Source organism: Falsihalocynthiibacter sp. CO-5D18 (assembly GCF_041205445.1).
GTDB lineage: Bacteria > Pseudomonadota > Alphaproteobacteria > Rhodobacterales > Rhodobacteraceae > Falsihalocynthiibacter > Falsihalocynthiibacter arcticus.
The window spans coordinates 169,249-193,732 of sequence record NZ_JBGFCF010000006.1 but is presented as its reverse complement, the minus strand read 5'-3'; the positions used below and the strand labels follow the sequence as shown (position 1 = coordinate 193,732).

Below are 24,484 nucleotides of genomic sequence, written 5' to 3'. Positions count from 1 at the left end.
CTGGCTGTAATTAAAAATCCTTCACGCGTTCAATAAGTGCGTGTCGCGACAATACAAAATCCGAATTAATCCATTCTTGTTCTAATTTTCTGAGAGCGTTGCCAAGTGCGGCCCCAGATAAGTTTGGCATTAAATCCGCCGCACTTACATTAAAAACCTGTGCCGCACCTCGAGCAACCTCAGATTTGGCATCTGGGTGCGGTGGTGTTTCAAAAACTGCGCTGCGCAAAAGCAGCACATCCAAAGCAGACCCAGCACCAAGCCGATACCCAAGCGCCGCAGCGCCGCTCGTTGAGCCGATCTCATTCCGCAAAGTATTATATTGCTTTGCATCTCTCTTGCTCAAACGCAGCGATTGTTCGATCTCCTGCCCGCCAAGGATGGCTAGCCTTCTTATGGGGTTTGGTTTCACATCGTTTTGAGTTTCAAAGTGAATCAAAATCGGTAGTGTCTTTGCGTCCATACCCACAACAAGCGCGCTTAAAACGCCAGATTGAGCCATAGCGGCCATGGCCGGCGCAGGATCAGCAGCCGCCAAAAGCTTCAACATCTCAGCGCCGATACGTTCGTTGGCCAAAGTCTCTATTCCGGCCAAATTCGCGCTACAGGCCGCCAAACCTTCAGCATCAATTCCGGTATTTGGATCGCCGTACCACGCATAAAACCGAAAAAAGCGCAGGATTCTGAGATAATCTTCGCGAATGCGGTCTTCGGCGTTTTCGATGAACCTAACCCGACGCGCAAGTAGATCTGGCAACCCGTTCAATGGATCAACAACAGTCCCCGCCGAATCCGCGTAAAGCGCGTTCATCGTAAAATCGCGTCGCCGCGCATCGTCTTTAATATTGGTCGAAAACGCTACAACAGCCCGTCGACCGTCCGTTTCGACATCGCGCCTAAATGTGGTAATCTCGTAAGGTGTTTTGCCCTGAACAAGTGTGACAGTTCCATGCTCAATACCTGTTTCAACGGCACGAATACCGTTCTCCTGCGCGAGCGCTAAAACGCGGGTTGGCTCTGCATCTGTCGCGATATCAATGTCATTTGTCGCAACCCCCAGCAAGGCATTGCGAACGCATCCGCCTACAAAATACGCCTGATGGCCCCCACTCTTAAGCATCGTAAAAATGGCTTGTGTCTTTGGATTATCTAGCCAACTTCCCTCAATGCGCATTGTTCAAACCGTCCGCCATGCGCCGTAAAACACGCGCGGTCGCACCCCAGATATAATAGGGTCCGAACGGCACTGTATAATAATTTCTCTCAACACCACGCCAGCTCCTAGACTGTACTTGGTAGCGTTCAATATCAAGCACATGCGCAAGAGGCACTCGAAAAACTTCAGCCACTTCACCCTGTTCCGGATTTGGTACGAATTCGGCTCTAACAAGGCCTAAAACAGGCGTCATTGTAAAGCCAGTGACGGTTTCATGCGGTGGTATCTGGCCCAAAACTTCGACATTGTCGCGCAAAAGTCCAATTTCTTCCTGCGCCTCTCGCAGGGCCGTCGTAACGAGGGTGTCATCCTCGGCATCGCGCTTCCCGCCAGGAAAGGCAATTTGGCCGGGATGGTGCTTAAGGTGAGATGCCCGTTTGGTCAAAATAAGCTGAAACCCACGGTCAGTTTCAATCACAGGCACAAGGACAGCCGCTTCACGCAAGGGACGGTTCGGGGGCAAAACGACATTTCTATTGAGATCAAAGTCAGAGGAGCCGCCCCGTGAGGCGGCATCCAGAATTGCTTGTAGAAGGTCTCTAGGCACTTGCCTCATCCGCATTTTTCACGACATCGCGCCCAACAGTAGCTGGATCCAACACATAATGCGCGCCACAAAACTGGCAGTCCGCAGTAATAGACCCGTCATCCTTTGTCATATACGCAAGGTCTTTCGGCGAATAGATCGACAGGGTTGTCGCGACCCGCTCGGCCGAACACGTACAACCAAACTCGACCGGCTGAGGATCATAAACGCGTGGCGCTTCCTCATGAAACAACCGCACCAGTAGCTGGGTTGGTGACACGATTGGCCCAATCAGTTCTAGCTGTTCAACTGAATCCAACAGAATGTTTGCGCGGTTCCAATTGTCTTCTTCATCCGGATCCAACATATCCGTTGCCGTCAAAAGCCCTTGATCGCCATTCGCCTCATCTTTTTTCGCAAACGGACTCGCTTTGGGCATATGTTGCAGCATCATACCACCAGCCCGCCAGCCTTCAACGCCGCCCTTTTCTGTCGAACGCCCGAAGATCAATTCAAACCGCGTGGCAAGTTGCTCGGATTGCGCGAAATACGTTTCGGCACATTCCGAGAGAGAATTTCCAGCGATCGGAGTGATCCCCTGATAGGGTTTCGATCCTGCGCCCTGATCGATCAGGATCGCAAAATATCCGCTACCAAGCTGCGCGAAGGCGGGGCCATTTGGGTCAACTCTCTCCGCATCATAGCTTGCATAGGCGCGCACACGTCCCGCATCGCCCTCCTTTGAAGGGCCGTAATAGTCGGTCGCAATCAAGCGGACAGGACCACCAGTTCCGCGGACTTGTAGCGACAGTTTCCAGTTCGATTTCATCGTTTGACCGATCAGCGCCGTCAATAACGTCATTTCCGCAACCAACGCCTCAATAGCTGGCGGATAGTCGTGCTGTTCCAAAACGGAATTCAACACGCCATCAAGGCGCGCGACGCGTCCACGGATGTCGGCGCGGTCAAGTTGAAAAGGGAGGACTGTGTCGTCCCAAGCAATTTTATTTCCAATAGTCATGGGGATTCCTTACGCTCGTTGCGTTGGCTTACAGCGACTATATAAGGGGTGCAATCAACAGTCCAAGGGTAGAATGATGATTAGACGGTTCGGAGAAGCGCCACTGCGGGGAAAAACCTATGTCTTACGGCCCGGAGCCTATGGTATTTTGGCGCGTGGTAACAAGCTGCTTGTGACCCTACAATCCAAACCCTACGTAGAATTTCAGCTGCCTGGTGGAGGCATTGATCTTGGAGAAAACGGAATTGCCGCCTTGCATCGCGAAGTGCGTGAAGAAACTGGTTGGAAAATATCTTCCCCAAAATTCATTGGGTCTTTTCGACGATTTGTTTTCATGCCCGAATATGAAATCTGGGCAGAAAAACTTTGTCATGTCTTCGCAGCCCAGCCCGTCTATCGATTGAGTGCGCCAACTGAACCTTTTCATACCGCTCATTGGATGACGATTAGAGAAGCGTCGTCCCTTTTGGGTAACGAAGGGGACAGGTATTTCGTTAGTCGTCTTGATCATTGAGCGAGACGGGTGGTGGGGGGCCGAATTCCACCATGGCTGCCGAAACATCATCGGGAAATTCCTTTTCTCCCGCGTATTCTTGTAAATCCCAAACGAGAGCTTCTAGCATCGCTGGCCCTTGGACATGTCGGTTTCTCCACAGAAGTGCTTCCAAGCCTTCTTCTTCGAGCATCACATCAAGAGCATTTGGGCACTCCGTAATACCATCAGAGAGGATCAATAATCGATCACCTTGCAACAATGTTGCGCGACATTCTTCATAGGTCGCCCCTTCAATAAGCCCTACGGGCATCCCTCCATTGCCGACATACTCTATTGTACCGTTCGCCCTTTGAATCGCGGGATGAGGATGGCCGGCTTGGGTTAAAACCACTTCACCCGTGACCAAATTCAAAATGGCGAGAACCAGCGTGAAGTAGTGTTCTGTATCCATTTCCTCTAGGCATAGGCGATTGAGAAGTTCTGTCGCCACAGCTGGTGGCCTTGCTGCAAAACCTCCTTTGCCATTTTTCTCCAACGCAACGTTTTGCTTGGGGGAGGCGCCAGAAAGATACCCCGCCAATCGGGCTGTCATTAGGGCCGAAGTAATGCCGTGCCCCGACACATCAATTGCATAAATCCCAATTTCTGTGTCGCTAATAGGAAACATGCCAACCAAATCCCCACCAACATGCCCAGAAGGCCTTAACAATAGGGATATTTGAGCTGTTTCGAAGCTTCGATATCTTTCCTTCACTAGGGACTGCTGGAGTTTTTTTGCTTCAATAAGGTCACGATCCAACGTGTCATAAAGCGCTGATATTTCCTCTAGAGTGCGGGAGACCAACGCATTTTTTTCAATCAGCTCGCGCTCCATGCTCAAAATTCGCTCAGCAGCAGTGATTCTCGCACGTAACTCATTGGATGAAACGGGCTTTGTTAAAAAATCGTCGGCGCCAACTTCGAGGCCATGCGCAACCTCCTCCTTCTCACTTTTGGAAGTCAAAAGGATGAAGTACCCATATTTTTTCTTGTCTAACTGGCGGAATATTTGGCAAAATTCCACTCCACTCATTCCCGGCATCATCCAGTCACTTAGAATGAGATCTGCGCTGTGAGTCTGAAGGATTTCAAGGGCTTCATCGCCAGATCCGGCTTCCAGAACAGAGAACCCCCATCGCTTCAACATCGTCGAAAGGAGGCGGCGCTGTGCACGACTATCGTCGACCACCAAAATACGTTTTATTGCGCCCTCAACTGCTTTGGGTATGGCGGCTTTTTCTATGTTGCTAGACATAATTGCGGACATTTTTTTGGTCGCTCCTAGGGGTTCTACCTCCCCTCCTGACACATGCAGCTTAACAGTCGATGAAGCCTAAAATTCGATAGGATTTAGTAATTTCAGTTACGTATTATTAAGTTTAGTCCAATAAATATTCTTCGATAGGATTGGTTCCGGCAATAATTAGAGATGAGCTTTTGGAGTAGACAATGATCGATTGGGATCGCGTAAATGAACTTCGAGAAGAAGTGGGCATCGAGGACTTTCAGGAGGTAGCCGACCTATTTCTGGAGGAAGTCGATGAGGTAATTGAACGGTTGAAGTCGACTAACGGTACAATCTCCCTCGAAGAAGAGATGCATTTTTTAAAAGGCAGCGCCCTTAACTTGGGCTTCACACTCATGGGACAAGTTTGCCAGCAAGGAGAAAAGGCGGCATCCGGTGGGCGAAAAGAGGAAGTCGATTTGCCTCGATTATTTAAGGCGTATGAAGACTCCAAAGTGGAGTTCCTTGCAAATCAGCCATAGCTGTCGCATCAAATTAGGAATTCTGCAAGCGTTTGATCGGACGTTATATCCCGATATGCAAACCCAGCCTTTTCCATTTTTCCCAACAAAATAGGAAAATTCCTGGCGCTTCTGGTTTCAATACCAATAAGCACGCTTCCAAAGTTTCGAGCAGACTTTTTCATATACTCAAATCGAGCGATGTCGTCGTCTGGCCCCAGCATAAGCAGAAAATCCTTAAGCGCTCCTGGTCTTTGCGGAAGCCGAAGAATGAAGTATTTTTTCACTCCCAAAAACCGTTGAGCGCGCTCTTTAACTTCGGGGAGTCGCTCAAAATCAAAGTTCCCCCCTGACGTCACACATATTATTGTTTTCCCTCGGATTTCACCCGCAATATCTCCCAGAGCATCGATAGACATAGCCCCTGCGGGCTCAAGAACAACTCCTTCTACATTCAACATTTCAAGAATGGTCGAACAAATGCGATCTTCGGGTACGGACAAGACGTTTTCCAACTCAACCGTTGAAAGAGCCACAAAATTCAACGCTCCAATACGTGCGACTGAAGCACCGTCCACGAAGTTATCTACTCGGCCCAAAGTGACCGGTGCTCCGGTATTGAGAGCGGCGGTTAGGCTTTTTGCACCTTCGGGTTCGATATATTTAAGCGATGTTTCGGATGCCTCAGACGCAAAATACTTGGTAACCCCAGCAGAAAGCCCCCCTCCTCCCACAGGGAGAACCATCATATCAGGCGCACGACCGAGTTGGGCCAAAGCCTCTACGGCAACACTCGCTTGCCCCTCGATCACATCCTCATCGTCAAATGGTGCGAGGAAATGACCACCCGCCTGTGCGCAATACACCTGAGCCGCGGCTAAAGTCGCATCAAAATAATCGCCCACCAAACGGATTTCGACGAAATCCTTCCCAAAAATTTCAGTCTTCTGAATCTTTTGTTGCGGTGTTGTGACGGGCATATAGATCACGCCCTTCACCCCAAAATGCTGGCAAACAAACGCGACGCCCTGTGCATGGTTTCCCGCACTCGCGCATACAAACAACTCTTGGGCTGGATCGTTGGCCCGCACCTTGGACATCGCATTAAACGCGCCACGAATTTTATAACTCCGGACGGGGCTTAAATCTTCGCGTTTGAGCCAAATATCGGCGTCGAATTTCGCAGAGAGGTGATCATTGCGCAATAACGGCGTCGCGGGAAAGAGCGCCCGCATTGCTTCGGTTGCCGCACGGGCTTTTTGGGAAAAATCGTTCATGCCCCAAGATGTCGCGCGAATTGCACTTCAGAGCAAGGCCCTAAGGCAATTCGCGTCCTTCAATCGCCATGCCGTAAATTGTGGTCAATATACTCACGCCGACCATCGTACTGATCCAACCGATCACACCATTCTGGATTATCATAGAGATCAGCCCCGTGGGGAAAAGTAGCCCAGTTAACCAATAAAGCGCGACTGATACGGCAAATACAATAAACGCGAGCGTCAAAATCGCCCCGCGCAATTCACTCGTCGCGTTCCACGCTTCCCTCAACGACATAGATTTACCTAACGCCACCGCAGGAAGAACCGGAGAAAGGCGATAGAATACGGCAAAGGCTGGAATATAAAGAAGAAATATGAGTATCATTTCGGCATTTAGCCCAAGGGACGTCAATAATGGCCTTAGCACGTACATTATCGCTCCTACTATAAATCCTATAATAAACATGACAACGAAACCGACCAATCCAATCAATATGCCCCGCCAAAAATAACTGAGCACTACGCGTCCTTCGAAAGGTGGCAATACCCCGCCGCTATTTTCCCCAAGCAATACATAGCGGTGCCAAGACACTGCAATCCAAAGGCCAGCCACAATGGAAATTATGATACCAGCCAAACTCGAGAGGAGTACTGGGGCAGTTAATTCGCCTCCTACTTCGGCCATTTCAACCAACGGCTTAAGAAGAAAATATTGTGCGGCAAGAACCGCCGCATAGAGAACGCCAGAAATCTGCAAGGATGCTTTGAAATCACTAAAAACCATTCCTATAGAATGGGTAAACATTTTCCAGCCAAGCATGGTCTCTCCAACAAAATTTTTCAATCAGATAGCTCTATCAGGCCGAAAACCTTCAGGTCAACGCACATCAACCTTTTCGAAATTCTCCCACTTTCATTCGCTAGACTTGCCCCACCGCACAAAACCCTGTAACGCCACGGCGATACCCATATGGAGAAGATCATGTCTGCGCCCAAAACCGCCCCCAAGAAAGTTGTTCTGGCCTATTCCGGTGGCCTTGATACCTCGATAATCCTTAAATGGCTTGAGATCGAATACGGCTGCGAGGTTATAACCTTCACCGCCGACTTGGGCCAAGGCGAAGAGCTTGAGCCCGCACGTGCGAAGGCCGAGCTTTTGGGCGTGAAGCCTGAGAATATTTACATCGAAGACCTGCGCGAAGAGTTCGTGCGCGATTTCGTTTTCCCAATGTTCCGCGCAAACGCACAGTATGAAGGGCTTTACCTTCTGGGTACGTCTATCGCGCGTCCACTGATTTCCAAGCGTTTGGTCGAAATCGCCGCCTCAACTGGGGCCGACGCGGTCGCCCACGGAGCGACAGGTAAGGGCAACGATCAGGTCCGGTTTGAACTTGCCGCTTATGCGCTCAACCCAGAAATCAAAGTGATCGCCCCCTGGCGCGAATGGGATCTACAAAGCCGCACCAAGCTCATTGAGTTTGCGGAACTGCACCAAATCCCAATCGCCAAAGACAAACGCGGTGAAGCGCCTTTCTCGGTTGATGCGAACTTGCTGCACACGTCCTCCGAAGGCAAAGTCCTCGAAGACCCCGCCATTGACGCGCCCGATTATGTGTACCAGCGCACGGTTCACCCCGAAGATGCGCCGAACACGCCCGAATTCATTGAGATTACCTTTGAAAAAGGCGATGCGACGGCAATTGATGGCGTTGAAATGTCACCAGCAACAATCCTGACCAAGCTCAACGAACTAGGCGGCAAACATGGTTGTGGGCGCCTCGACCTTGTTGAGGGTCGTTTTGTTGGCATGAAATCCCGCGGTATTTACGAAACACCCGGCGGCACGCTTTTGCTTGAAGCGCACCGTGGCATTGAATCCATCACAATGGATCGTGGCGCGATGCACCTCAAAGACGAGTTGATGCCAAAATATGCCGAGCTCATTTACAACGGTTTCTGGTTCTCTCCGGAACGCGAAATGCTGCAGGCCGCGATCGACCATTCTCAAGAACACGTGACCGGAACGGTACGCCTCAAGCTTTATAAAGGTCTTTCGCGCACCGTCGGCCGCTGGTCGGATCACAGCCTCTATTCCGAGAGTCATGTGACTTTTGAAGAGGATGCTGGCGCCTATGATCAAAAAGACGCAGCGGGCTTCATTCAGCTTCAAGCCTTGCGCCTAAAACTTATCGCAATGCGCAATCGCCGCGTTAAATCACTTAAATAATGTCATGGGCTGCCGAATTGATTTTGGCAGCCCATTTTTTCGACCTAAGTGATTTTAGAACCCCGACTCCCCATATTTCATCCAGTAAAGACTGCTCAAGCTTGCGTGACATTCTGTTTCAAGGGATTGCAATGATTCCAAAATGAGCAAAAAGATTGGGTAACGAGGAGATCAATATGAAAAACCTATCGTACAGCTTTAAATCCATCACTCTGGCAATTGCCTTAACGCTTGGGTTTATCCTTCACTGCGATCCCGCAAGTGCTGGAAAAAGCGAGACGCTTGTGGTTGCCGGTGGCTGTTTTTGGTGTGTCGAAAGCGATTTTGAATCGGTGTCGGGCGTAATAGAGGCGGTGTCCGGCTATACGGGCGGGACTATCGCCAACCCGACCTATAAAATCGTTTCTAAGGGTGGATCCGGTCACTTTGAAGCGGTCAAAATCACTTATGACAGCGCAAAAATTGACCGTTCCAAATTGCTGGATCTCTTTCTGCGCTCCGTCGATGTTACGGACGCGGGAGGTCAGTTCTGTGATCGTGGCGACAGTTACCGCACCGCGATATTCGTCTCTAATCAGGCGGAATTGGACATCGCCAACGCCGCCATTTCCAAAGCTCAAACGGAACTTGGACAAAAGATTGTCACACCAGTATTGAACGCAAAAACCTTTTATGTGGCCGAAGCGAACCACCAGAATTATTACAAAGGCAACAAACGGGTTCTTACACGTTTTGGTCCTGTGAAGCAGTCCACTGCCTATGAAAAATACCGCAAAGGATGCGGCCGCGACGCCAAAGTCCTAGCACTCTGGGGTAGCGCCGCGCCGTTTGCGCAGGGCCACTAACTTTGCTGACTAAGGAAAACATCGACCTCTACACGTGCGGGAATGGCTTCAGCTGCACCCGCGCGGGTAACTTTGATCGCTGCCGCTGCTGACGCCAACTTCAAGGCCTGCGCGACGTCAGCTCCCTGATCGCGCGCCGCCGCGAAATACCCCGCGAATGTGTCCCCCGCGCCTGTGGTATCAACAGGAATAACCGAAAAACTTTCGACGTTTAAGTTTGATCCGTTTCCATGCCATTGAGCGCCTTTTGACCCGAGCGTCACAAGGGTCTCTGGGACTGGTAGGTTTTCAATATTCGTCCCTAACGCGGCACAAAGCTGTGCTGCTTCGCCTTCGTTCATCGCAAGCATCGAAACAAAAGGCAAAACTGCCCGCACCGCTTCAATGGAAAATGGCGCAGCGGAATACACGACCCGAATACCCTTTTTTTGGGCCAACTCCGCTGCAAACGCTTGGTGGGATGTCTCGTTCTGCAACAATAGAGTATCTCCCGCCTTCCCTGCCTCCAAAGCCCGTGAAATCTCGCTTTCACTGAGGGAAACATTGGCGCCCGGAAAGAGAACAATCGCGTTCTCGGCGTTTGCATCGACATTGATAATTGCATGCCCTGTGGGTGTTTGAATTTGCGAAACCCCGTCCACATTTACGCCCAATTCCGCAAGCTTTTCCCGCGCCCAAACACCATCAGGACCTACGGCACCAATATGAAAAACATCCGAACCCGCTCGCGCTGCGGCAACGGACTGGTTTGTGCCCTTCCCGCCCAAGCCGATCGAAAAACCCGTCGCCGCCAAAGTTTCCCCAGGTAATGGCAAATGCGGTACTGAATAAACGTGATCCGCGTTTATGGATCCTAGATTAAAGACCGTCATTTTTTCTCCTTACAGGCAGCAAGTATCGCCATGTTTAGAATGTCACTCGATGTGGACACTGTTGAGCAAATCTGGATGGATTGGTCAATTCCGGTGAGGATTGGGCCAATTACGGTTGCTCCGGCCATCTCCTGCATCAGCTTCACCGAAATACTCGCGGAATGGCGCGCCGGGACCACAAGGACGTTGGCGGGCCCTGACAGGCGACTGAAAGGATAATGCGACATAGCTTGTGGGTTCAGCGCCACATCGACGGTCATTTCGCCTTCGAACTCAAAGTCTACGCCACGTTGTTCTAAAACTTTCGGCGCTTGGTGCATTTTTTCTGCGCGTTCCGAAACAGGGGAACCGAAGGTCGAAAAGCTCACGAAGGCAACGCGGGGTTCTAGTCCAAGCGTCCGCGCAACTTCTGCGCCGCGTTCCGCAATCGTTGCCAAGTCTTCCTGATCTGGCCACTCGTGTACCAGTGTATCTGTGATCAACACGATGCGCCCATTCAACAAAAGCGCCGTCACACCCACGGCACCATCCTCGGCACGTGCATCAAATACATGATTGAGAAGCCCCAAAACATGCGCAGATTTTCGGGTCGCCCCTGTCACCAAACCATCACCATGCCCATGTGCCAACATAAGCGCAGAGAAGACGTGGCGATCCCGAGAAGCAAGTCGGTTCACATCCTGACGATCATGACCGCTACGTTGCAACTTATTGTAAAGATAGTCTTTATAAGTATCCAGATGCGGGGTGTTCGCGGCGTTAACAATCTCCAACTCGCCGAAAGCATCCCCCATTCCTACGGACCCCAAAAGCTCCTCCACACCACTTTCGCGGCCAACGACAAGCGCTTTACCGAGACCCGATCGTTGGTAATTAACGGCGGCGCGCAATACGCGAATATCGTCGCCCTCGGCAAAAATCATACGGGCCTGACGGGCCTTAGCACGTGCATTAATCGAGCGCAGAATGTGGGCTGTTGGGTCCATTCGGGCCCGCAGGCTTTCCTCATATCCGACCATATCGATAATTGGACGTCGCCCGACCCCCGTGTCCATCCCCGCTTTTGCAACGGCGGGCGGCACGACATAAATCAAACGCGGGTCAAACGGCGTCGGAATAATATAATCGCGCCCGAATTGAAGTTTCCGACCATAAGCCATCGCAACCTCGTCAGGAACTTCTTCACGTGCCAAGTCCGCGAGTGCATGTGCGCAGGCAATTTTCATTTCATCGTTGATGGCGCGAGCACGGATATCGAGCGCGCCTCGGAATAAGTACGGAAACCCCAACACGTTGTTAACTTGGTTCGGGTAATCACTGCGACCCGTGGCAACAATGGCGTCGGGGCGCACCGCGTGGGCTTCTTCGGGAGTGATTTCCGGATCAGGGTTGGCCATGGCGAAAATTACGGGATCTTTCGCCATGCTCGCGACCATCTCTGGGGTCACAGCGCCCTTTGCGGACACGCCCAAAAAGATATCGGCGTCCTGCATCGCTTCTTCCAGAGTTCGTAGGTCGGTTAGGGCCGCATGGGCGGATTTCCATTGGTTCATACCCTCGGTACGGCCTTGATAAATAACACCTTTTGTGTCGCACATGATGCAATTATTGTGCTGCGCACCCATGGATTTTATCAACTCAAAACAGGCAATACCCGCAGCTCCAGCACCGTTCAAAACAATGCGGACATCCTCTATTTTCTTACCAGAGATTTTCAACGCGTTGATCAATCCAGCCGCGCAAATAACCGCTGTTCCGTGCTGATCGTCGTGGAAAACCGGAATGTCCATTTCCTCTTTGAGGCGTTGTTCAATGATAAAACACTCGGGTGCTTTAATATCTTCAAGGTTAATCCCGCCAAAACTGGGCCCCATCAAACGCACAGCATTGATAAAGGCTTCGGGGTCCTCGGTGTCCAACTCAATATCAATCGAGTTCACATCCGCGAAGCGTTTAAACAGGACGGCCTTACCCTCCATAACGGGTTTAGACGCGAGGGCGCCAAGGTTTCCTAACCCCAAAACCGCCGTTCCGTTCGTAATAACCGCGACCAAATTTCCCTTGTTTGTATAGTCATACGCAGCGTCTGGGTTTTTGGCGATGGCCTCGCACGGAACGGCAACACCGGGCGAATACGCCAAGGATAGATCGCGCTGGGTGGTCATAGGGGTAGACGGCGAGACATCAAATTTTCCCGGTCTGGGCTCCATGTGATATGCGAGTGCGTCGGCGTCTGTGATTGTCATTTTTGTGGACATTTGGGCCTGTATCCTTTTGCAAGACTTTCATCCAATACAACTTCGCGCCAAGGGTCAACATTCGCCTTTCGTAAGGACGGCTGGCTTTGTAGAGTTGGGCCAGAATTATCTGGGGACGAGGCCGTGAGCACTGCAAATACAACTGTGACACCGATGATGGCGCAATATCTTGATCTGAAGGCGCAATATCCGAACGCGCTGCTGTTTTATCGCATGGGCGATTTCTATGAGATGTTCTTTGATGATGCGATTGCGGGGGCCGCGGCGCTGGATATTGCTCTTACCAAGCGCGGAAAGCATGAAGGCAATGATATTGCCATGTGTGGCGTCCCGATACATGCGTCTGAAGGGTATCTTCATACCCTAATTAAAAAGGGATTTCGCGTCGCAGTTTGCGAGCAAATGGAAAGCCCGACAGAAGCCAAAAAACGCGGGTATAAGGCGATTGTCCGGCGGGATGTCGTGCGGCTGGTCACGCCAGGAACCCTGACTGAAGACAGCTTGTTGGACGCGCGCAAACACAACTACCTTGCCGCTTTTTCTGAGGTTCGGGATCAGGCAGCCTTGGCTTGGGTCGATATTTCAACGGGTGCGCTGCATGTGATTGAAACAAACGCCACTCGATTGGGGCCGGAAATGGCACGTTTGATGCCGTCCGAACTGGTTGTTTCTGAGTCAAATATTGAGGATTACTTCGAATTAGAGACTGATTTTGGTCTTTCGCTCACGCCGCTTTCCCGAGCCAGTTTCGATAGCTCCGCCGCCGAACAACGCATTTTGGCGCTTTTCAAGGTTGGCTCTCTGGATGCGTTTGGAGCCTTTACCCGCGCTGAAATATCGGCTCTTGGCGCGATTATCGACTATCTTGAGATCACCCAAAAGGGCAAGCTCCCTCTCCTTCGCGCCCCGCAAAAAGAGACAACCGGTGGAACGGTGCAGATCGATGCGGCGACCCGTCGAAATCTCGAGATCACGCAAAGCATGTCGGGGGGACGCGAAGGTTCTCTGCTTTCTGCAGTTGATCGCACCCTCACCGCAGGAGGGGGACGCCTTCTGACGCGTCGTCTTTCGGCCCCATCCACCGACCTCAAAACCATTCATGCCCGACAAGACGCCGTATCCTTTACACTTGAAAACGGCGCTGTGGCCGACAGCATCCGCGAAGCCCTTCGTCGCACACCCGATTTGGACCGCGCCCTTTCGCGCCTCAGCCTTGAGCGCGGTGGCCCTCGAGATTTGGCGGCCATTCGCAACGGGTTGAACCAAGCGGAGCAGATCGGGAAATCTTTGCCGTCGACCCTACCCGAACTACTCCAGGTGGCAGCGGACGCATTTAAAAATCACACTGCGCTAATTGATCTTCTCGAACAGGCTCTCGTTGCAGAACCGCCGCTCCTTGCTCGTGATGGGGGCTTTATCGCACCAGGATATAACGAAGACCTAGACGAAGCACGAAAGCTTCGGGACGAAGGGCGAAGCGTTATTGCTGCGCTTCAAGCTGAGTATATCGAGACTGCGGGGATATCCGCCTTAAAAATCAAGCACAATAATGTGCTTGGGTATTTCATCGAAACAACGGCGGCGCATGCGGATAAAATGCTCGCGGCTCCTCTCTCGGAAAAATTCATTCACCGCCAGACAACCGCGAACCAGGTCCGTTTCACGACCCTAGAACTTTCAGAAATGGAGACCAAAATTCTGAATGCTGGTGGACGCGCGTTGGAAATTGAAAAGCGGCTCTATTCTAGCCTAACACAGTCGATTCTTGCGGAATCCGGCCCCATAGGAAACGCCGCGTCGGCGCTTTCAGAATTTGATTTATCGCTGTCTTTTGCGGATCTTGCGACTGGCGAGAACTGGTGCAAACCCTTGGTCGACAATAGCCGGTGTTTTGAGGTTGTCGCAGGACGGCATCCCGTCGTTGAACGTGCGTTACGCAAGCAAAGCGGCGCGCCTTTCGTGGCTAATGATTGCCAACTGACAACGCAGGCTGATGGCGCGCAGATTTGGCTACTGACAGGTCCGAACATGGCGGGTAAATCGACGTTCCTTCGCCAAAATGCCCTTATTGCGCTGCTCGCACAGGTGGGCAGTTTTGTTCCTGCGGACGGTGTTAAAATCGGCCTTGTGAGCCAGATTTTCTCCCGCGTTGGCGCCAGTGACGACCTTGCGCGGGGGCGATCAACGTTTATGGTCGAGATGGTCGAGACCGCTGCGATCCTCAATCAAGCAGACGACCGCGCGCTTGTTATTTTGGACGAAATCGGGCGCGGCACGGCAACATATGATGGGCTTTCCATCGCTTGGGCAACGCTCGAACACTTACACGACGCAAACAAATGCCGCGCGCTGTTTGCCACGCATTACCATGAAATGACCGCTCTTTCGGACAAGCTAAAGGGGGTGGAAAACGCGACAGTCACCGTGAAGGAGTGGGAGGGCGACGTCATATTTTTGCACGAGGTCAAAAAAGGCGCCGCGGATAGATCTTACGGGGTTCAGGTCGCCAAGCTTGCAGGTCTTCCGGAGTCCGTCGTCAATCGTGCACGCGTTGTTTTGGATGCGTTGGAAAAAGGCGAACGGGAGGGCGGCAAACAAAGGGCGTTTATTGACGATCTTCCGTTGTTTTCAATTCAGCCCACCCCTCCGCCGGTCGTGCAAAACTCGAGCGAAATAGAGGAGGCATTGGCGGATATTCATCCAGATGAAATGACGCCGAGAGAAGCGCTTCAAGCACTGTATTCCCTGAAAGAAAAGGCGCGACCCATCTAAGTGTCGCGCCCTAAACTTCAATGGTTTTGCAATTATTTAGGCTGTGAACTCACACCAACATGAGCCGGACGCAAGAGCCGATCATGAAGCATAAAGCCCTCGGCCATCACCTGAATGATGTCGCCAGCAACCGTGTTTGGAACGGGCGCTTCAAACATCGCTTCGTGGCGTTGCGGATCAAATCTCTCGCCAACTCCTGGCAAAATCCGTTCAATTCCATGCTTGGCGAATACGTTAAGAAGCTCGCGCATCGTCAACTCGATACCTTCCAAAAGGGCCGCGTTCGTAGCGCGCTGACCTTCATCAATTGCATCAAGTGCACGTTTCATATTGTCATAAACGGGCAGCATATCGCGCGCGAGCTTAGACCCGCCATAATTCTCGGCTTCGCGACGATCCCGGTCCGACCGTTTCCGCGCATTTTCCGCGTCTGCAAGGGCGCGCATAAAGCGATCCCGGAAATCGTCCCGTTCTTTGGTAACAATTGAAAGCTCGTCCGCCTCAGCGTCCGCCTCCAAAATATCGTCCGCATAAAGTTCGGCCTCCACGGCCTCTGGATCATCTAAAAATTCGTCGTTTCTAGGCTCTGCCATCTTACTTTTCCTTAGCCTTGATCTGAAATCAGGCGACCAACAAGTTGCGCCGTGTAGTCCACAATCGGCACAATACGTCCATAATTTAAGCGCGTCGGTCCTATGACCCCTACCGCGCCCACAATTTTTCGCTCAGCGTTCATATACGGTGAAACCACCAAAGAGGAACCCGAAAGTGAAAATAATTTGTTTTCCGAGCCAATAAAGATGCGAACACCTTCGCCTTCTTGGGTTAATTCAAGAAAATCGGCAATATCCCGCTTGCGTTCGAGATCATCAAAGAGCGAACGTATGCGCTCCAAGTCCTTTTCATCGACCTCCCCCTCAAGAAGATTCGACCGACCGCGCACGATGAGGCGCTCATGCCGTTCACCTTTATTCACCCACTGCGCCAAACCGTCCTCGACCATCGCGCGTGCGAGAACGTCGAGTTCCTGCCGTCGCGATGAAATTTCTCGCAAAATAACGGCCGAAAGTTCACTCAGTGTCTTGCCTTCGGCGACTGCGTTGAGGAAATTTGCCGCTTCGCGCATCGAACTCGGCGTTTGCCCGTGCGGGGGTGTGAAAACGCGGTTTTCGACGTGTCCGTCGGCAAAAACGAGAACAACCAGCGCACGATCCGGCCCAAGGCTGACAAATTCAATATGCTTAATCGGCGCTTCATGTTTTGGCGACAAAACAAGGCTCGCCCCTTGCGTTAGGCCCGAAAGTGCGGAACCGACCCGATCCAACATGCTTGTCATATCGCGCTCGTTGCTTCCTAGGGTTTCGTCAATGCGCCGCTGGTCTTCGGTCGCAAGGTCGCCAACCTCAAGAAGCCCATCTACAAACATTCGCAGGCCCGATTGCGTAGGAATACGACCCGCAGAGACGTGAGGACTGCCGAGCAACCCCAAAATTTCGAGATCTTGCATCACATTACGAATAGTCGCAGCCGATACTTTCTCGGTCATACTCCGCGTCAAAGTGCGGCTACCTACGGGTTCGCCATTGTTCAAGTACCCCTCAACAACCCGACGGAAAACCTCCCGACTTCTCGCGTTCATATCCTTAAGAATTTCGGATTGTGTATTCATAGTCTCCCGCATTCAGCCCACAATAGTTGGCGATCTACATTAGATGGGTTTATGGGAGAACGTCAATCGCCCTTGCAAAATCTAAGGAAAGCAGGGTATCTGGACACGCCCATAATAAAGGATTTTCCCATGCGCCCCTCTGGTAGAAATGTAGATCAAATGCGTTCGATTTCGATCGAAACCAATGTCACCAAGCATGCAGAGGGCTCCTGTCTGATTAAGTGCGGCGATACGCATGTGCTTTGCACCGCGACGATTGATGAGCGTGTACCGCCTTTCATGAAAAACTCTGGCCTTGGATGGGTAACGGCCGAATACGGCATGCTTCCACGCGCCACTAACACGCGTATGCAACGTGAAGCAAAAAAAGGACAATCGGGACGCACGCAAGAAATTCAACGGCTGATCGGCCGCTCCCTGCGGGCGGGTGTAGATCGTGTTGCCTTGGGCGAACGTCAGATCACAATCGACTGCGACGTCATTCAAGCCGACGGCGGAACCCGTTGTGCGTCAATCACTGGCGGCTGGGTGGCGTTAAAACTTGCTGTAAACAAGTTGATGAAAATTGGTGACGTTATTTCCGACCCCCTCACTGATCCGGTTGCCGCAATTTCCTGTGGTATTTACGCCGGCCAAGAGGTTCTGGATCTCGACTATCCCGAAGACTCCGAAGCGGGCGTGGACGGAAATTTCGTTATGACCGGCTCTGGTAAACTTATCGAAATCCAAATGTCGGCGGAGGGTTCGGTCTTTTCGCGTCAACAATTGAATGGCCTGTTGGACTTGGCCCAAAAAGGTATCGATGAACTCGTCGCCGCTCAAAAAGCCGCCACAAGCTAATGCGTAGTTTAACAGAGAAAAAAATCGCTCTTGCAAGCCATAATGCAGGAAAGTTGCGGGAAATTGCAGCGCTGCTTCTGCCCTATGGCATCGAAGTTGTGTCCGCAGGTGAACTTGGCCTTGAGGAGCCTGCGGAGACTGAAGACACGTTCGAAGGTAACGCGCGGATTAAGGCGCATTTCGCAGCCAAAGCATCAGGCCTACCTGCGCTTTCGGATGATAGCGGATTGTCAGTCGAAGCCCTTAATGGCGCACCTGGTGTTTACACCGCCGATTGGGCCGAAACACCAAATGGCCGCGATTTTCCGATGGCGATGAAAAAGGTTTGGGACATGTTAGAGGCCGATGGCGCGCCGCACCCACGGAGCGCCGCTTTCAACTGCACGCTTTGCTTGGCGTGGCCTGATGGTCACGACGAAATCTTTGCGGGCAAAGTCGACGGCACGCTCTCATGGCCAATGCGCGGCGAACTCGGGTTTGGATTCGACCCCATCTTTACCCCAAACGGCGAATTCGAGACGTTTGGCGAGATGGACCCCGCTAAGAAAAACGATATGTCCCATCGTGCCAATGCCTTTGCAAAGTTTAAAAAAATTCTGGAGACTTCTGTATGAAGCGGATTTCGACCGGTTCCGACTTTGAAAAAACCTTTGGCTATTCTCGCGCCATCGTGAAGGGAAATTGGTGCTTTGTATCCGGCACGACGGGATACGACTATGCAACGATGGTGATGCCAGACAGCGTGGCCGAACAAGCCCGTAACTGCTTCGCAACCATCGGCGCGGCCTTGATCGAAGGCGGCTTTGAAATGTCAGATATCGTACGCGTTCAATACACCCTCACAGACGCTGCATTGATAGACGAATTGCTACCAGAGCTCGGCGCGGCATTGTCCGAAGTGCGCCCTGCGGCAACCATGATTATTTCCGATTTGATCAAACCGGAAATGAAGATTGAAATCGAAGTAACGGCGATGAAAGTTTGATATGGAAGATTGGCAGAACGGCGGTTTCGGACTCTACGTCCATTGGCCTTTCTGCCAATCCAAGTGCCCCTATTGCGATTTCAACAGCCACGTCTCTGCTGAGGTAGATCAAAAACGTTGGCTTAGAGCCTATTTGGCTGAATTAGACAGGGTTTCCGCCGAAATCGGACCACGCATTCTAAATACAATTTTCTTTGGCGGCGGCACGCCGAGCTTGATGGACCCTGAAGTCGTCGGTGCAATTATTGAGCGCGCTAAGCACCTATGGCCTATAGCAAATGACATAGAAATTTCACTGGAGGCCAACCCCACTTCAATTGAAGCTGGGAAATTTATTGGTTTTCGGGATGGCGGTGTGAACCGTATATCTATGGGATTTCAGGCTCTGAATGACATAGACTTAAAACGTTTGGGGCGCCTTCATTCCGTCCAAGAAGGCAAGCAAGCATTTGATATTGCTAGACAAAATTTCGATAGAGTGAGTTTTGACTTGATATATGCCCGTCAGGATCAAACGCTAAATCAATGGAAGGCCGAATTGAAAGAAGCGCTGGAATTATCCATAGATCACCTTTCTCTGTACCAACTTACGATCGAGGACGGTACCGCCTTCGGAGATAGACTAGCGCGCGGAGGTCTACGCGGTCTTCCATCGGATGACCTCGCATCTGACATGTTTTTTGTCACACAAGAACTTTGTGACGCCGCTGGCTTGTCGGCCTATGAGGTGTCTAATCATGCCAGAATAGGGTCTGAAAGCCGCCACAACCTCATTTACTGGCGCTATGGAGATTACGTTGGGGTCGGGCCCGGTGCCCATGGTCGCTTAACTCTCGGGGGGCAAAAATTCGCGGTCGAAACTTTTCGGCAGCCTGAAAAGTGGCTGACTAGCGTCGAAACGCGTGGCACTGGTGAATCACTGAGAGATACAATTCCCCAGCTAGAGCAAGCAACAGAGATGCTAATGATGGGGCTTAGGTTGGAGGAAGGAATTTCTCTCGATCGATTTGCGTCGCTTTCTAAGAAAACTCTAAGTCGCATAAAAATCGACGACTTGGTCGATATGGGAATGCTTGTTAACAACGGCGAACGTCTCAGAGCCACGAAACAAGGGCGTGTAATACTCAACGCCGTTCTACGCGCGTTATTGGCGGATGTTTAATTGAAGACCGTATGGCTGATACTGGGTATCGCGGCACTAACGCTTGGAATTATCGGAATAGCTTTACCCCTTCTGCCAACGGTGCCGTTTCTACTTCTAGCGGCGTTTCTTTTTGCTCGTTCATCTGAAAATCTCCACAACTGGCTCATTTACCATCCGAAATTGGGAGCCCCCATTCAAGATTGGAACGAGCATGGATCAATCAATATAAGAGCAAAAATCTATGCAACTCTCTCGGTAATTTTCACCTTTGCGCTATCGGTGTTCTTTGACCTTAAGCCATTAGTATTAGGCATTCAGGCTGTTTGCCTCCTATGCGTAATGGCTTTCTTGTGGACCAGGCCTAGCGCGTAGACGACAATATACGGCAAATTTCGTCTAATTGCTCCAGGGACTTATACTTGATTGAGACTTTACCGCTCTCTTTTCCTGCCAAATGGTCGATCACTGTATCCATCCCTAACGCCGCCGAAAGATCCCCTTCGATTGCCACAGTGTCAGCATCCTTCGAAGCCTTTGGGGACTTTTGATTCTTAGTACTATTGTCCCCAATTTTTACGAGCTTTTCGGTTTGGCGAACGGATAGCCCTTCAGCTACAATTTTTTTAGCCAATTCAGAAGCATTCGGGGCCGTAATCAAAGCGCGCGCATGACCTGTGGTCAGCGAGCCGTCACGAAGTAGGGCCAAAACATCCTCTGGAAGTTGAAGTAACCGAAGGAGATTTGCGATATAGCTTCTACTTTTCGAAAGGGCTGACGCCACTTTTTCCTGTGTATGCCCAAATCTGTCCATCAATTGCCGATACCCAATGGCTTCCTCGACCGGATTCAAGTCAGCACGTTGAATATTCTCGATAATAGCAACCTCCAACACCTCTGTGTCGTCCAGCTCGCGTATAATTGCCGGGACTTTATGCAGCTGCGCGATCTGAGAGGCTCTCCAGCGACGTTCACCAGCGACAATCTCATACAAACCCTGTTTTCTTGGGTTCGGACGAACGATAAGTGGCTGAATTACGCCCTTTTCCGTGATCGATCTAGCCAGGTCCTGAAGCGCCTCTTCGTCAAAATGCCGACGTGGCTGATCTGGATTTGGTTCAATAAGCTCAATTGGAATCGTTTGCTCGGCCCTAACTGGTGCTTCTTTCTCATCTTGCGGCGCAGGAATGTTTACATCCGCCATGAGTGCAGAAAGTCCACGCCCAAGACCGCGCCGTTCATTTTTTTTTTGCACCATGTGTTAAACCTTTGTTTTTAAACTGTTGTGCCTTGAAACAAGCTCTCGCGCGACTTCAAAATATGCCAAGCTCCCCTTGGAGTTCGGATCGTAATCTACAACAGGCATCGCGTAAGATGGTGCCTCGCTGACCCGAACATTTCGTGGAATGACCGTTTTGAACACAAGATCGCCCAAGTTTTCCCGCGCATCTGCTTCCACCATTTGCGATAGATTATTTCTTTTATCGTACATTGTCAGTACAATACCCTCAATACGAAGACCGGAATTTGCGGTTTCCCGGACTTCGCGTACGGTCATCATTAATTGAGACAACCCTTCCAACGCAAAAAATTCGCTTTGTAGGGGAACGAGTACCGAGTGCGCGGCGACCATTGCATTCACGGTTAGTATATTCAGTGACGGTGGGCAATCAATAAGAACATAATCGTAGTCGTATGAGGAAATTGCCGGCTGCCGTAACGCATCGTGAAGCAGAAAACTGCGCTTCTCATTAGCCAAAAGCTCAATATCCGCAGAACTTAGATCTGTAGTCGCAGGGATTATATCCATATCTTCGACGGCCGTAGCCTGAATAACTTCTGAAAGGGACGCATCATGAACTAAGAGATCATAGGTCGTAGAAATTCGCTTTTCGCTTCCAATTCCTAGACCCGTCGAAGCATTTCCCTGAGGGTCCAAATCAACTAGAAGCACCCTGTAGCCAGTTTTAGCCAGTGCTGCTCCCAAATTAATGGATGTAGTGGTTTTTCCAACGCCGCCCTTTTGATTTGCTATCGCAATTATTTTGGGCTGACTGTGACTCAAAGCGTTAGACATTTGTGATAGCTCCAACTCTCAATATCATTGCGTCACTATCTGTCTTACTTGAAATATCTTCCAGTTCAAAATTCCATCTTTTACGGGCATCTTCAACTTCTGACCTGTAGGAAGCCCCTTTGGGAAAAAGCGCAACCCCATTCGGGGCCAGATGCAGATTAGCAAATTCCAAAAGTTTATCCAATGGAGCTAATGCGCGGGCTGAAAGTGTCTGTGCTTCAAGAGAAGGGATATTTTCCACCCTCTGGGCAATAATTTCGAGGCTAATATCCGCCGTTCGCGCTGCGGCCCTTAGGAAGGCTGCTTTTCTCTGATCGCTTTCTACCAAAACGAATTTCAATTCCGGCGACACGTCACATGCAAGAATGGCGGCGACAATACCAGGAAACCCCCCACCGCTACCTATATCCACCCATTTTCCGGACTTATTGCCAAATTCCAACACTTGCGCACTATCTAGAACGTGGCGACCCCAAATATCATCCACTGATTTTTTTGAAATCAGGTTTATTTTAGGGTTCCACTTTTCAACAAGTGCTACGAAATTATCCAATCGGTCCATTGTTTCACGTGAAACATCGAAATGCTGTGAAAAGTTTTTCCGGCCCTCTTGATCCATCAGGCCTTTTTCCGATCTAACTGCCTTGCACGCGCCAAGACCAACGTCAATGCTGCGGGGGTCATCCCTCGAATTCTACTCGCGTGGCCAATCGATTGAGGTCGAATTTCAATTAGTTTAGCCCTAATTTCATTGGACAAACCTGCTAATGACGCGAAGTCTATATTTTCTGGAATTCTAAGGTTTTCATCCCGCTTTACAGCCTCGACATCCTTTTGTTGCCGAGAAATATATACCGAATACAACGCGTCGCGGGCAACTTGAATCTGTATTTCATCGTCAATATCGATCAGATCCGGTTGGAGAGAAACCAAATGCTCGAAATTGACACCCGCAATCGAAAGCATTTCTGATCCCGACCTACGGACACCGTCCTTATTAATATTAACTCCAAGTTCGGCGATCGCCCTCGATGTAACTGACATTTTTTCCAACCGGATAGTTGCCGCTTTCAAACGTTCAATTTTAGCTTCAAAAACACTTCGACGAGCATTTCCGACACATCCGAGTTCAATACCAACAGGCGTGAGTCTCTGATCGGCGTTGTCAGCGCGTAAAGACAACCTGAATTCTGCCCGCGAAGTAAACATTCGATAAGGCTCAGAAACACCAAGCGTCACAAGATCATCGATCATGACGCCTATGTAGGACTCCGCCCTACTGAAAATTACTTCCTCGTTGTCAAAGGCTCGCCTTGCTGCATTCAAACCCGCAACAAGACCCTGTGCCGCCGCTTCCTCATACCCAGTAGTACCATTTATCTGCCCAGCAAGGAAAAGTCCCGGTACATCCTTAAGTTCCAATGTATGTTTTAACGCCAATGGGTCTACGTAATCATATTCAATCGCATACCCAGGCTGAAGGATTGCAACCTTTTCAAGTCCAACAATCGATCGAACATACGCCTCTTGCACATCTTCAGGTAATGAAGTCGAGATTCCATTCGGATACACCGTGAAATCGTCAACACCTTCGGGTTCCAAGAAAATCTGATGCGATTTTTTGTCGGCAAAGCGAACGACTTTATCTTCGATTGACGGGCAATATCGTGGACCTACGCCATCAATATGGCCGCCATACATCGCGGAACGACCCAGGTTTTCGCGAATGATATCATGCGTTTTTTCGTTGGTATGGGTAATGCCGCAAGATATTTGTTTCGCGGACACCCTTTTGGAAAGAAACGAAAACATAACTGGCTCATCGTCACCCGGCTGTTTTTCAAGAATATCCCAATTGATAGATCGCCCATCTAACCGAGGGGGCGTGCCTGTTTTTAGGCGTCCCAACGGCAACCCAAATGAGTCCATTCGCTCTGCAAGCTGAACACTGGGTTTATCTCCCATACGTCCACCTGGCCGACGCACGTCGCCAATATGAATGACTCCGCGGAGGAATGTACCCGTAGTCAAAATAACCGACTTTGATGAGAGTTCGGATCCATCCTGAAGCACAATGCCAGCCACTTTATGGCCATCCATTACAAAATCAATTGCCTCTCCGATGACCACCGTCAAATTCTGGGTTGCCTGAATTTCTTTAAGCATTTCGGTACGATAAATTTTTCTGTCCGCTTGCGCGCGCGGTCCTTGTACAGCAGGGCCCTTACCGCGATTGAGCAATCGAAATTGGATCCCTGCCTTATCGGCAACGCGCCCCATGAGTCCGTCGAGAGCATCGATTTCGCGAACCAAATGCCCCTTTCCCAAACCACCGATCGCGGGGTTACATGACATAACTCCGATCCCACTCAAATTAAGCGTTACCAGCGCAGTTCGGGCGCCCATACGTGCTGATGCATGCGCAGCGTCTGTGCCCGCATGTCCACCACCAACAACAATTACATCAAAATCCGAATGTTTCACGTGAAACA

The 24,484-nt window shown here is 50.7% G+C and carries 24 protein-coding genes; 10 read left to right on the top strand and 14 right to left on the bottom strand.

The window, feature by feature from the left end; genetic code table 11:
• Positions 1-10: 10 nt before the first annotated feature.
• From AB9F27_RS10460 to AB9F27_RS10450, 3 genes are read right to left on the bottom strand one after another with little or no spacing between them, the layout of a single operon-like run.
• Positions 11-1,174, bottom strand: coding sequence for a CCA tRNA nucleotidyltransferase (locus AB9F27_RS10460; RefSeq protein WP_335583910.1), 1,164 nt, complete (start codon positions 1,172-1,174; stop codon positions 11-13).
• The gene (locus tag AB9F27_RS10455; RefSeq protein ID WP_052274901.1) at positions 1,164-1,772 is read right to left on the bottom strand and encodes a CoA pyrophosphatase; all 609 of its coding nucleotides are present in this window, start codon (positions 1,770-1,772) and stop codon (positions 1,164-1,166) included. The genes AB9F27_RS10460 and AB9F27_RS10455 overlap by 11 nt, the downstream gene beginning before the upstream one ends.
• Positions 1,756-2,763 (bottom strand): Hsp33 family molecular chaperone HslO, encoded by a 1,008-nt coding sequence (locus AB9F27_RS10450; RefSeq protein ID WP_335583911.1) that lies wholly within the window; start codon positions 2,761-2,763, stop codon positions 1,756-1,758. Before AB9F27_RS10450 ends, AB9F27_RS10455 begins: the two co-directional genes overlap by 17 nt.
• Positions 2,764-2,839: 76 nt before the next feature.
• Between AB9F27_RS10450 and AB9F27_RS10445 the strand changes: the two genes are divergently transcribed.
• A complete protein-coding gene (locus tag AB9F27_RS10445) occupies positions 2,840-3,277 on the top strand; it encodes an NUDIX hydrolase (protein ID WP_039002928.1) in 438 nt (145 codons plus the stop codon).
• Here the strand turns inward: AB9F27_RS10445 and AB9F27_RS10440 are convergent.
• Complete coding sequence (locus AB9F27_RS10440; RefSeq protein WP_335583912.1) at positions 3,258-4,565, bottom strand: fused response regulator/phosphatase; 1,308 nt, start codon at positions 4,563-4,565, stop codon at positions 3,258-3,260. The two genes, AB9F27_RS10445 and AB9F27_RS10440, sit on opposite strands and share 20 nt — an antisense overlap.
• Before the next feature lie 182 nt (positions 4,566-4,747).
• Here AB9F27_RS10440 and AB9F27_RS10435 point away from each other — a divergent pair, with 182 nt between their 5' ends.
• On the top strand, positions 4,748-5,065 hold the full coding sequence (locus AB9F27_RS10435; RefSeq protein WP_335583913.1) for an Hpt domain-containing protein: 318 nt from the start codon (positions 4,748-4,750) through the stop codon (positions 5,063-5,065).
• Positions 5,066-5,073: 8 nt separating this feature from the next.
• On the opposite strand, the gene ilvA is transcribed toward AB9F27_RS10435, so the two are convergent.
• A complete protein-coding gene (gene ilvA / locus AB9F27_RS10430) occupies positions 5,074-6,321 on the bottom strand; it encodes a threonine ammonia-lyase IlvA (RefSeq protein ID WP_335583914.1) in 1,248 nt (415 codons plus the stop codon).
• Positions 6,322-6,361: 40 nt separating this feature from the next.
• Positions 6,362-7,150: a hypothetical protein gene (locus AB9F27_RS10425; protein ID WP_369757707.1), complete on the bottom strand. Its 789-nt coding sequence runs from the start codon at positions 7,148-7,150 to the stop codon at positions 6,362-6,364.
• Positions 7,151-7,288: 138 nt separating this feature from the next.
• On the opposite strand from AB9F27_RS10425, the gene AB9F27_RS10420 reads away from it, so the two are divergent.
• Positions 7,289-8,533: an argininosuccinate synthase gene (locus tag AB9F27_RS10420; RefSeq protein ID WP_335583916.1), complete on the top strand. Its 1,245-nt coding sequence runs from the start codon at positions 7,289-7,291 to the stop codon at positions 8,531-8,533.
• A 176-nt stretch (positions 8,534-8,709) separates the two neighbouring features.
• Positions 8,710-9,378, top strand: a complete 669-nt coding sequence (gene msrA / locus AB9F27_RS10415) for a peptide-methionine (S)-S-oxide reductase MsrA (RefSeq protein WP_335583917.1) — start codon at positions 8,710-8,712, stop codon at positions 9,376-9,378.
• Here msrA and AB9F27_RS10410 read toward each other — a convergent pair.
• Together AB9F27_RS10410 and AB9F27_RS10405 are read right to left on the bottom strand one after the other, a co-directional pair.
• Positions 9,375-10,250, bottom strand: coding sequence for a ribokinase (locus AB9F27_RS10410; RefSeq protein ID WP_335583918.1), 876 nt, complete (start codon positions 10,248-10,250; stop codon positions 9,375-9,377). The genes msrA and AB9F27_RS10410 overlap by 4 nt on opposite strands.
• On the bottom strand, positions 10,247-12,508 hold the full coding sequence (locus AB9F27_RS10405; RefSeq protein WP_335583919.1) for an NADP-dependent malic enzyme: 2,262 nt from the start codon (positions 12,506-12,508) through the stop codon (positions 10,247-10,249). Before AB9F27_RS10405 ends, AB9F27_RS10410 begins: the two co-directional genes overlap by 4 nt.
• A gap of 153 nt (positions 12,509-12,661) precedes the next feature.
• Here AB9F27_RS10405 and mutS point away from each other — a divergent pair, with 153 nt between their 5' ends.
• Complete coding sequence (gene mutS / locus AB9F27_RS10400; RefSeq protein ID WP_335584054.1) at positions 12,662-15,280, top strand: DNA mismatch repair protein MutS; 2,619 nt, start codon at positions 12,662-12,664, stop codon at positions 15,278-15,280.
• A gap of 32 nt (positions 15,281-15,312) precedes the next feature.
• Here mutS and AB9F27_RS10395 read toward each other — a convergent pair whose 3' ends face one another.
• Together AB9F27_RS10395 and hrcA are read right to left on the bottom strand one after the other, a co-directional pair.
• The gene (locus AB9F27_RS10395) at positions 15,313-15,873 is read right to left on the bottom strand and encodes a nucleotide exchange factor GrpE (protein ID WP_335583920.1); all 561 of its coding nucleotides are present in this window, start codon (positions 15,871-15,873) and stop codon (positions 15,313-15,315) included.
• Positions 15,874-15,884: 11 nt separating this feature from the next.
• On the bottom strand, positions 15,885-16,949 hold the full coding sequence (gene hrcA, locus AB9F27_RS10390) for a heat-inducible transcriptional repressor HrcA (protein ID WP_335583921.1): 1,065 nt from the start codon (positions 16,947-16,949) through the stop codon (positions 15,885-15,887).
• Between the two features lie 129 nt (positions 16,950-17,078).
• Here hrcA and rph point away from each other — a divergent pair, with 129 nt between their 5' ends.
• The 5 genes from rph to AB9F27_RS10365 are packed head-to-tail and all read left to right on the top strand — an operon-like array spanning position 17,079 to position 20,290.
• A complete protein-coding gene (gene rph, locus AB9F27_RS10385; RefSeq protein ID WP_335583922.1) occupies positions 17,079-17,789 on the top strand; it encodes a ribonuclease PH in 711 nt (236 codons plus the stop codon).
• A complete protein-coding gene (rdgB, locus tag AB9F27_RS10380; RefSeq protein WP_335583923.1) occupies positions 17,789-18,403 on the top strand; it encodes an RdgB/HAM1 family non-canonical purine NTP pyrophosphatase in 615 nt (204 codons plus the stop codon). Before rph ends, rdgB begins: the two co-directional genes overlap by 1 nt.
• Positions 18,400-18,774: a RidA family protein gene (locus AB9F27_RS10375; RefSeq protein ID WP_039002862.1), complete on the top strand. Its 375-nt coding sequence runs from the start codon at positions 18,400-18,402 to the stop codon at positions 18,772-18,774. Before rdgB ends, AB9F27_RS10375 begins: the two co-directional genes overlap by 4 nt.
• Position 18,775: 1 nt before the next feature.
• Positions 18,776-19,936: a radical SAM family heme chaperone HemW gene (hemW, locus tag AB9F27_RS10370; RefSeq protein ID WP_335583924.1), complete on the top strand. Its 1,161-nt coding sequence runs from the start codon at positions 18,776-18,778 to the stop codon at positions 19,934-19,936.
• Positions 19,937-20,290, top strand: a complete 354-nt coding sequence (locus AB9F27_RS10365) for a YbaN family protein (RefSeq protein ID WP_335583925.1) — start codon at positions 19,937-19,939, stop codon at positions 20,288-20,290.
• Here AB9F27_RS10365 and AB9F27_RS10360 read toward each other — a convergent pair.
• From AB9F27_RS10360 to mnmG, 4 genes are read right to left on the bottom strand one after another with little or no spacing between them, the layout of a single operon-like run.
• Positions 20,280-21,173, bottom strand: a complete 894-nt coding sequence (locus AB9F27_RS10360; RefSeq protein WP_335583926.1) for a ParB/RepB/Spo0J family partition protein — start codon at positions 21,171-21,173, stop codon at positions 20,280-20,282. The genes AB9F27_RS10365 and AB9F27_RS10360 overlap by 11 nt on opposite strands.
• A gap of 3 nt (positions 21,174-21,176) precedes the next feature.
• Positions 21,177-21,992, bottom strand: a complete 816-nt coding sequence (locus tag AB9F27_RS10355; RefSeq protein WP_039002868.1) for a ParA family protein — start codon at positions 21,990-21,992, stop codon at positions 21,177-21,179.
• On the bottom strand, positions 21,985-22,611 hold the full coding sequence (rsmG, locus tag AB9F27_RS10350) for a 16S rRNA (guanine(527)-N(7))-methyltransferase RsmG (protein ID WP_335583927.1): 627 nt from the start codon (positions 22,609-22,611) through the stop codon (positions 21,985-21,987). Before rsmG ends, AB9F27_RS10355 begins: the two co-directional genes overlap by 8 nt.
• Entirely contained in the window at positions 22,611-24,476 is a 1,866-nt protein-coding gene (gene mnmG / locus AB9F27_RS10345) for a tRNA uridine-5-carboxymethylaminomethyl(34) synthesis enzyme MnmG (protein WP_335583928.1), read from the bottom strand. Before mnmG ends, rsmG begins: the two co-directional genes overlap by 1 nt.
• Positions 24,477-24,484: the final 8 nt, after the last annotated feature.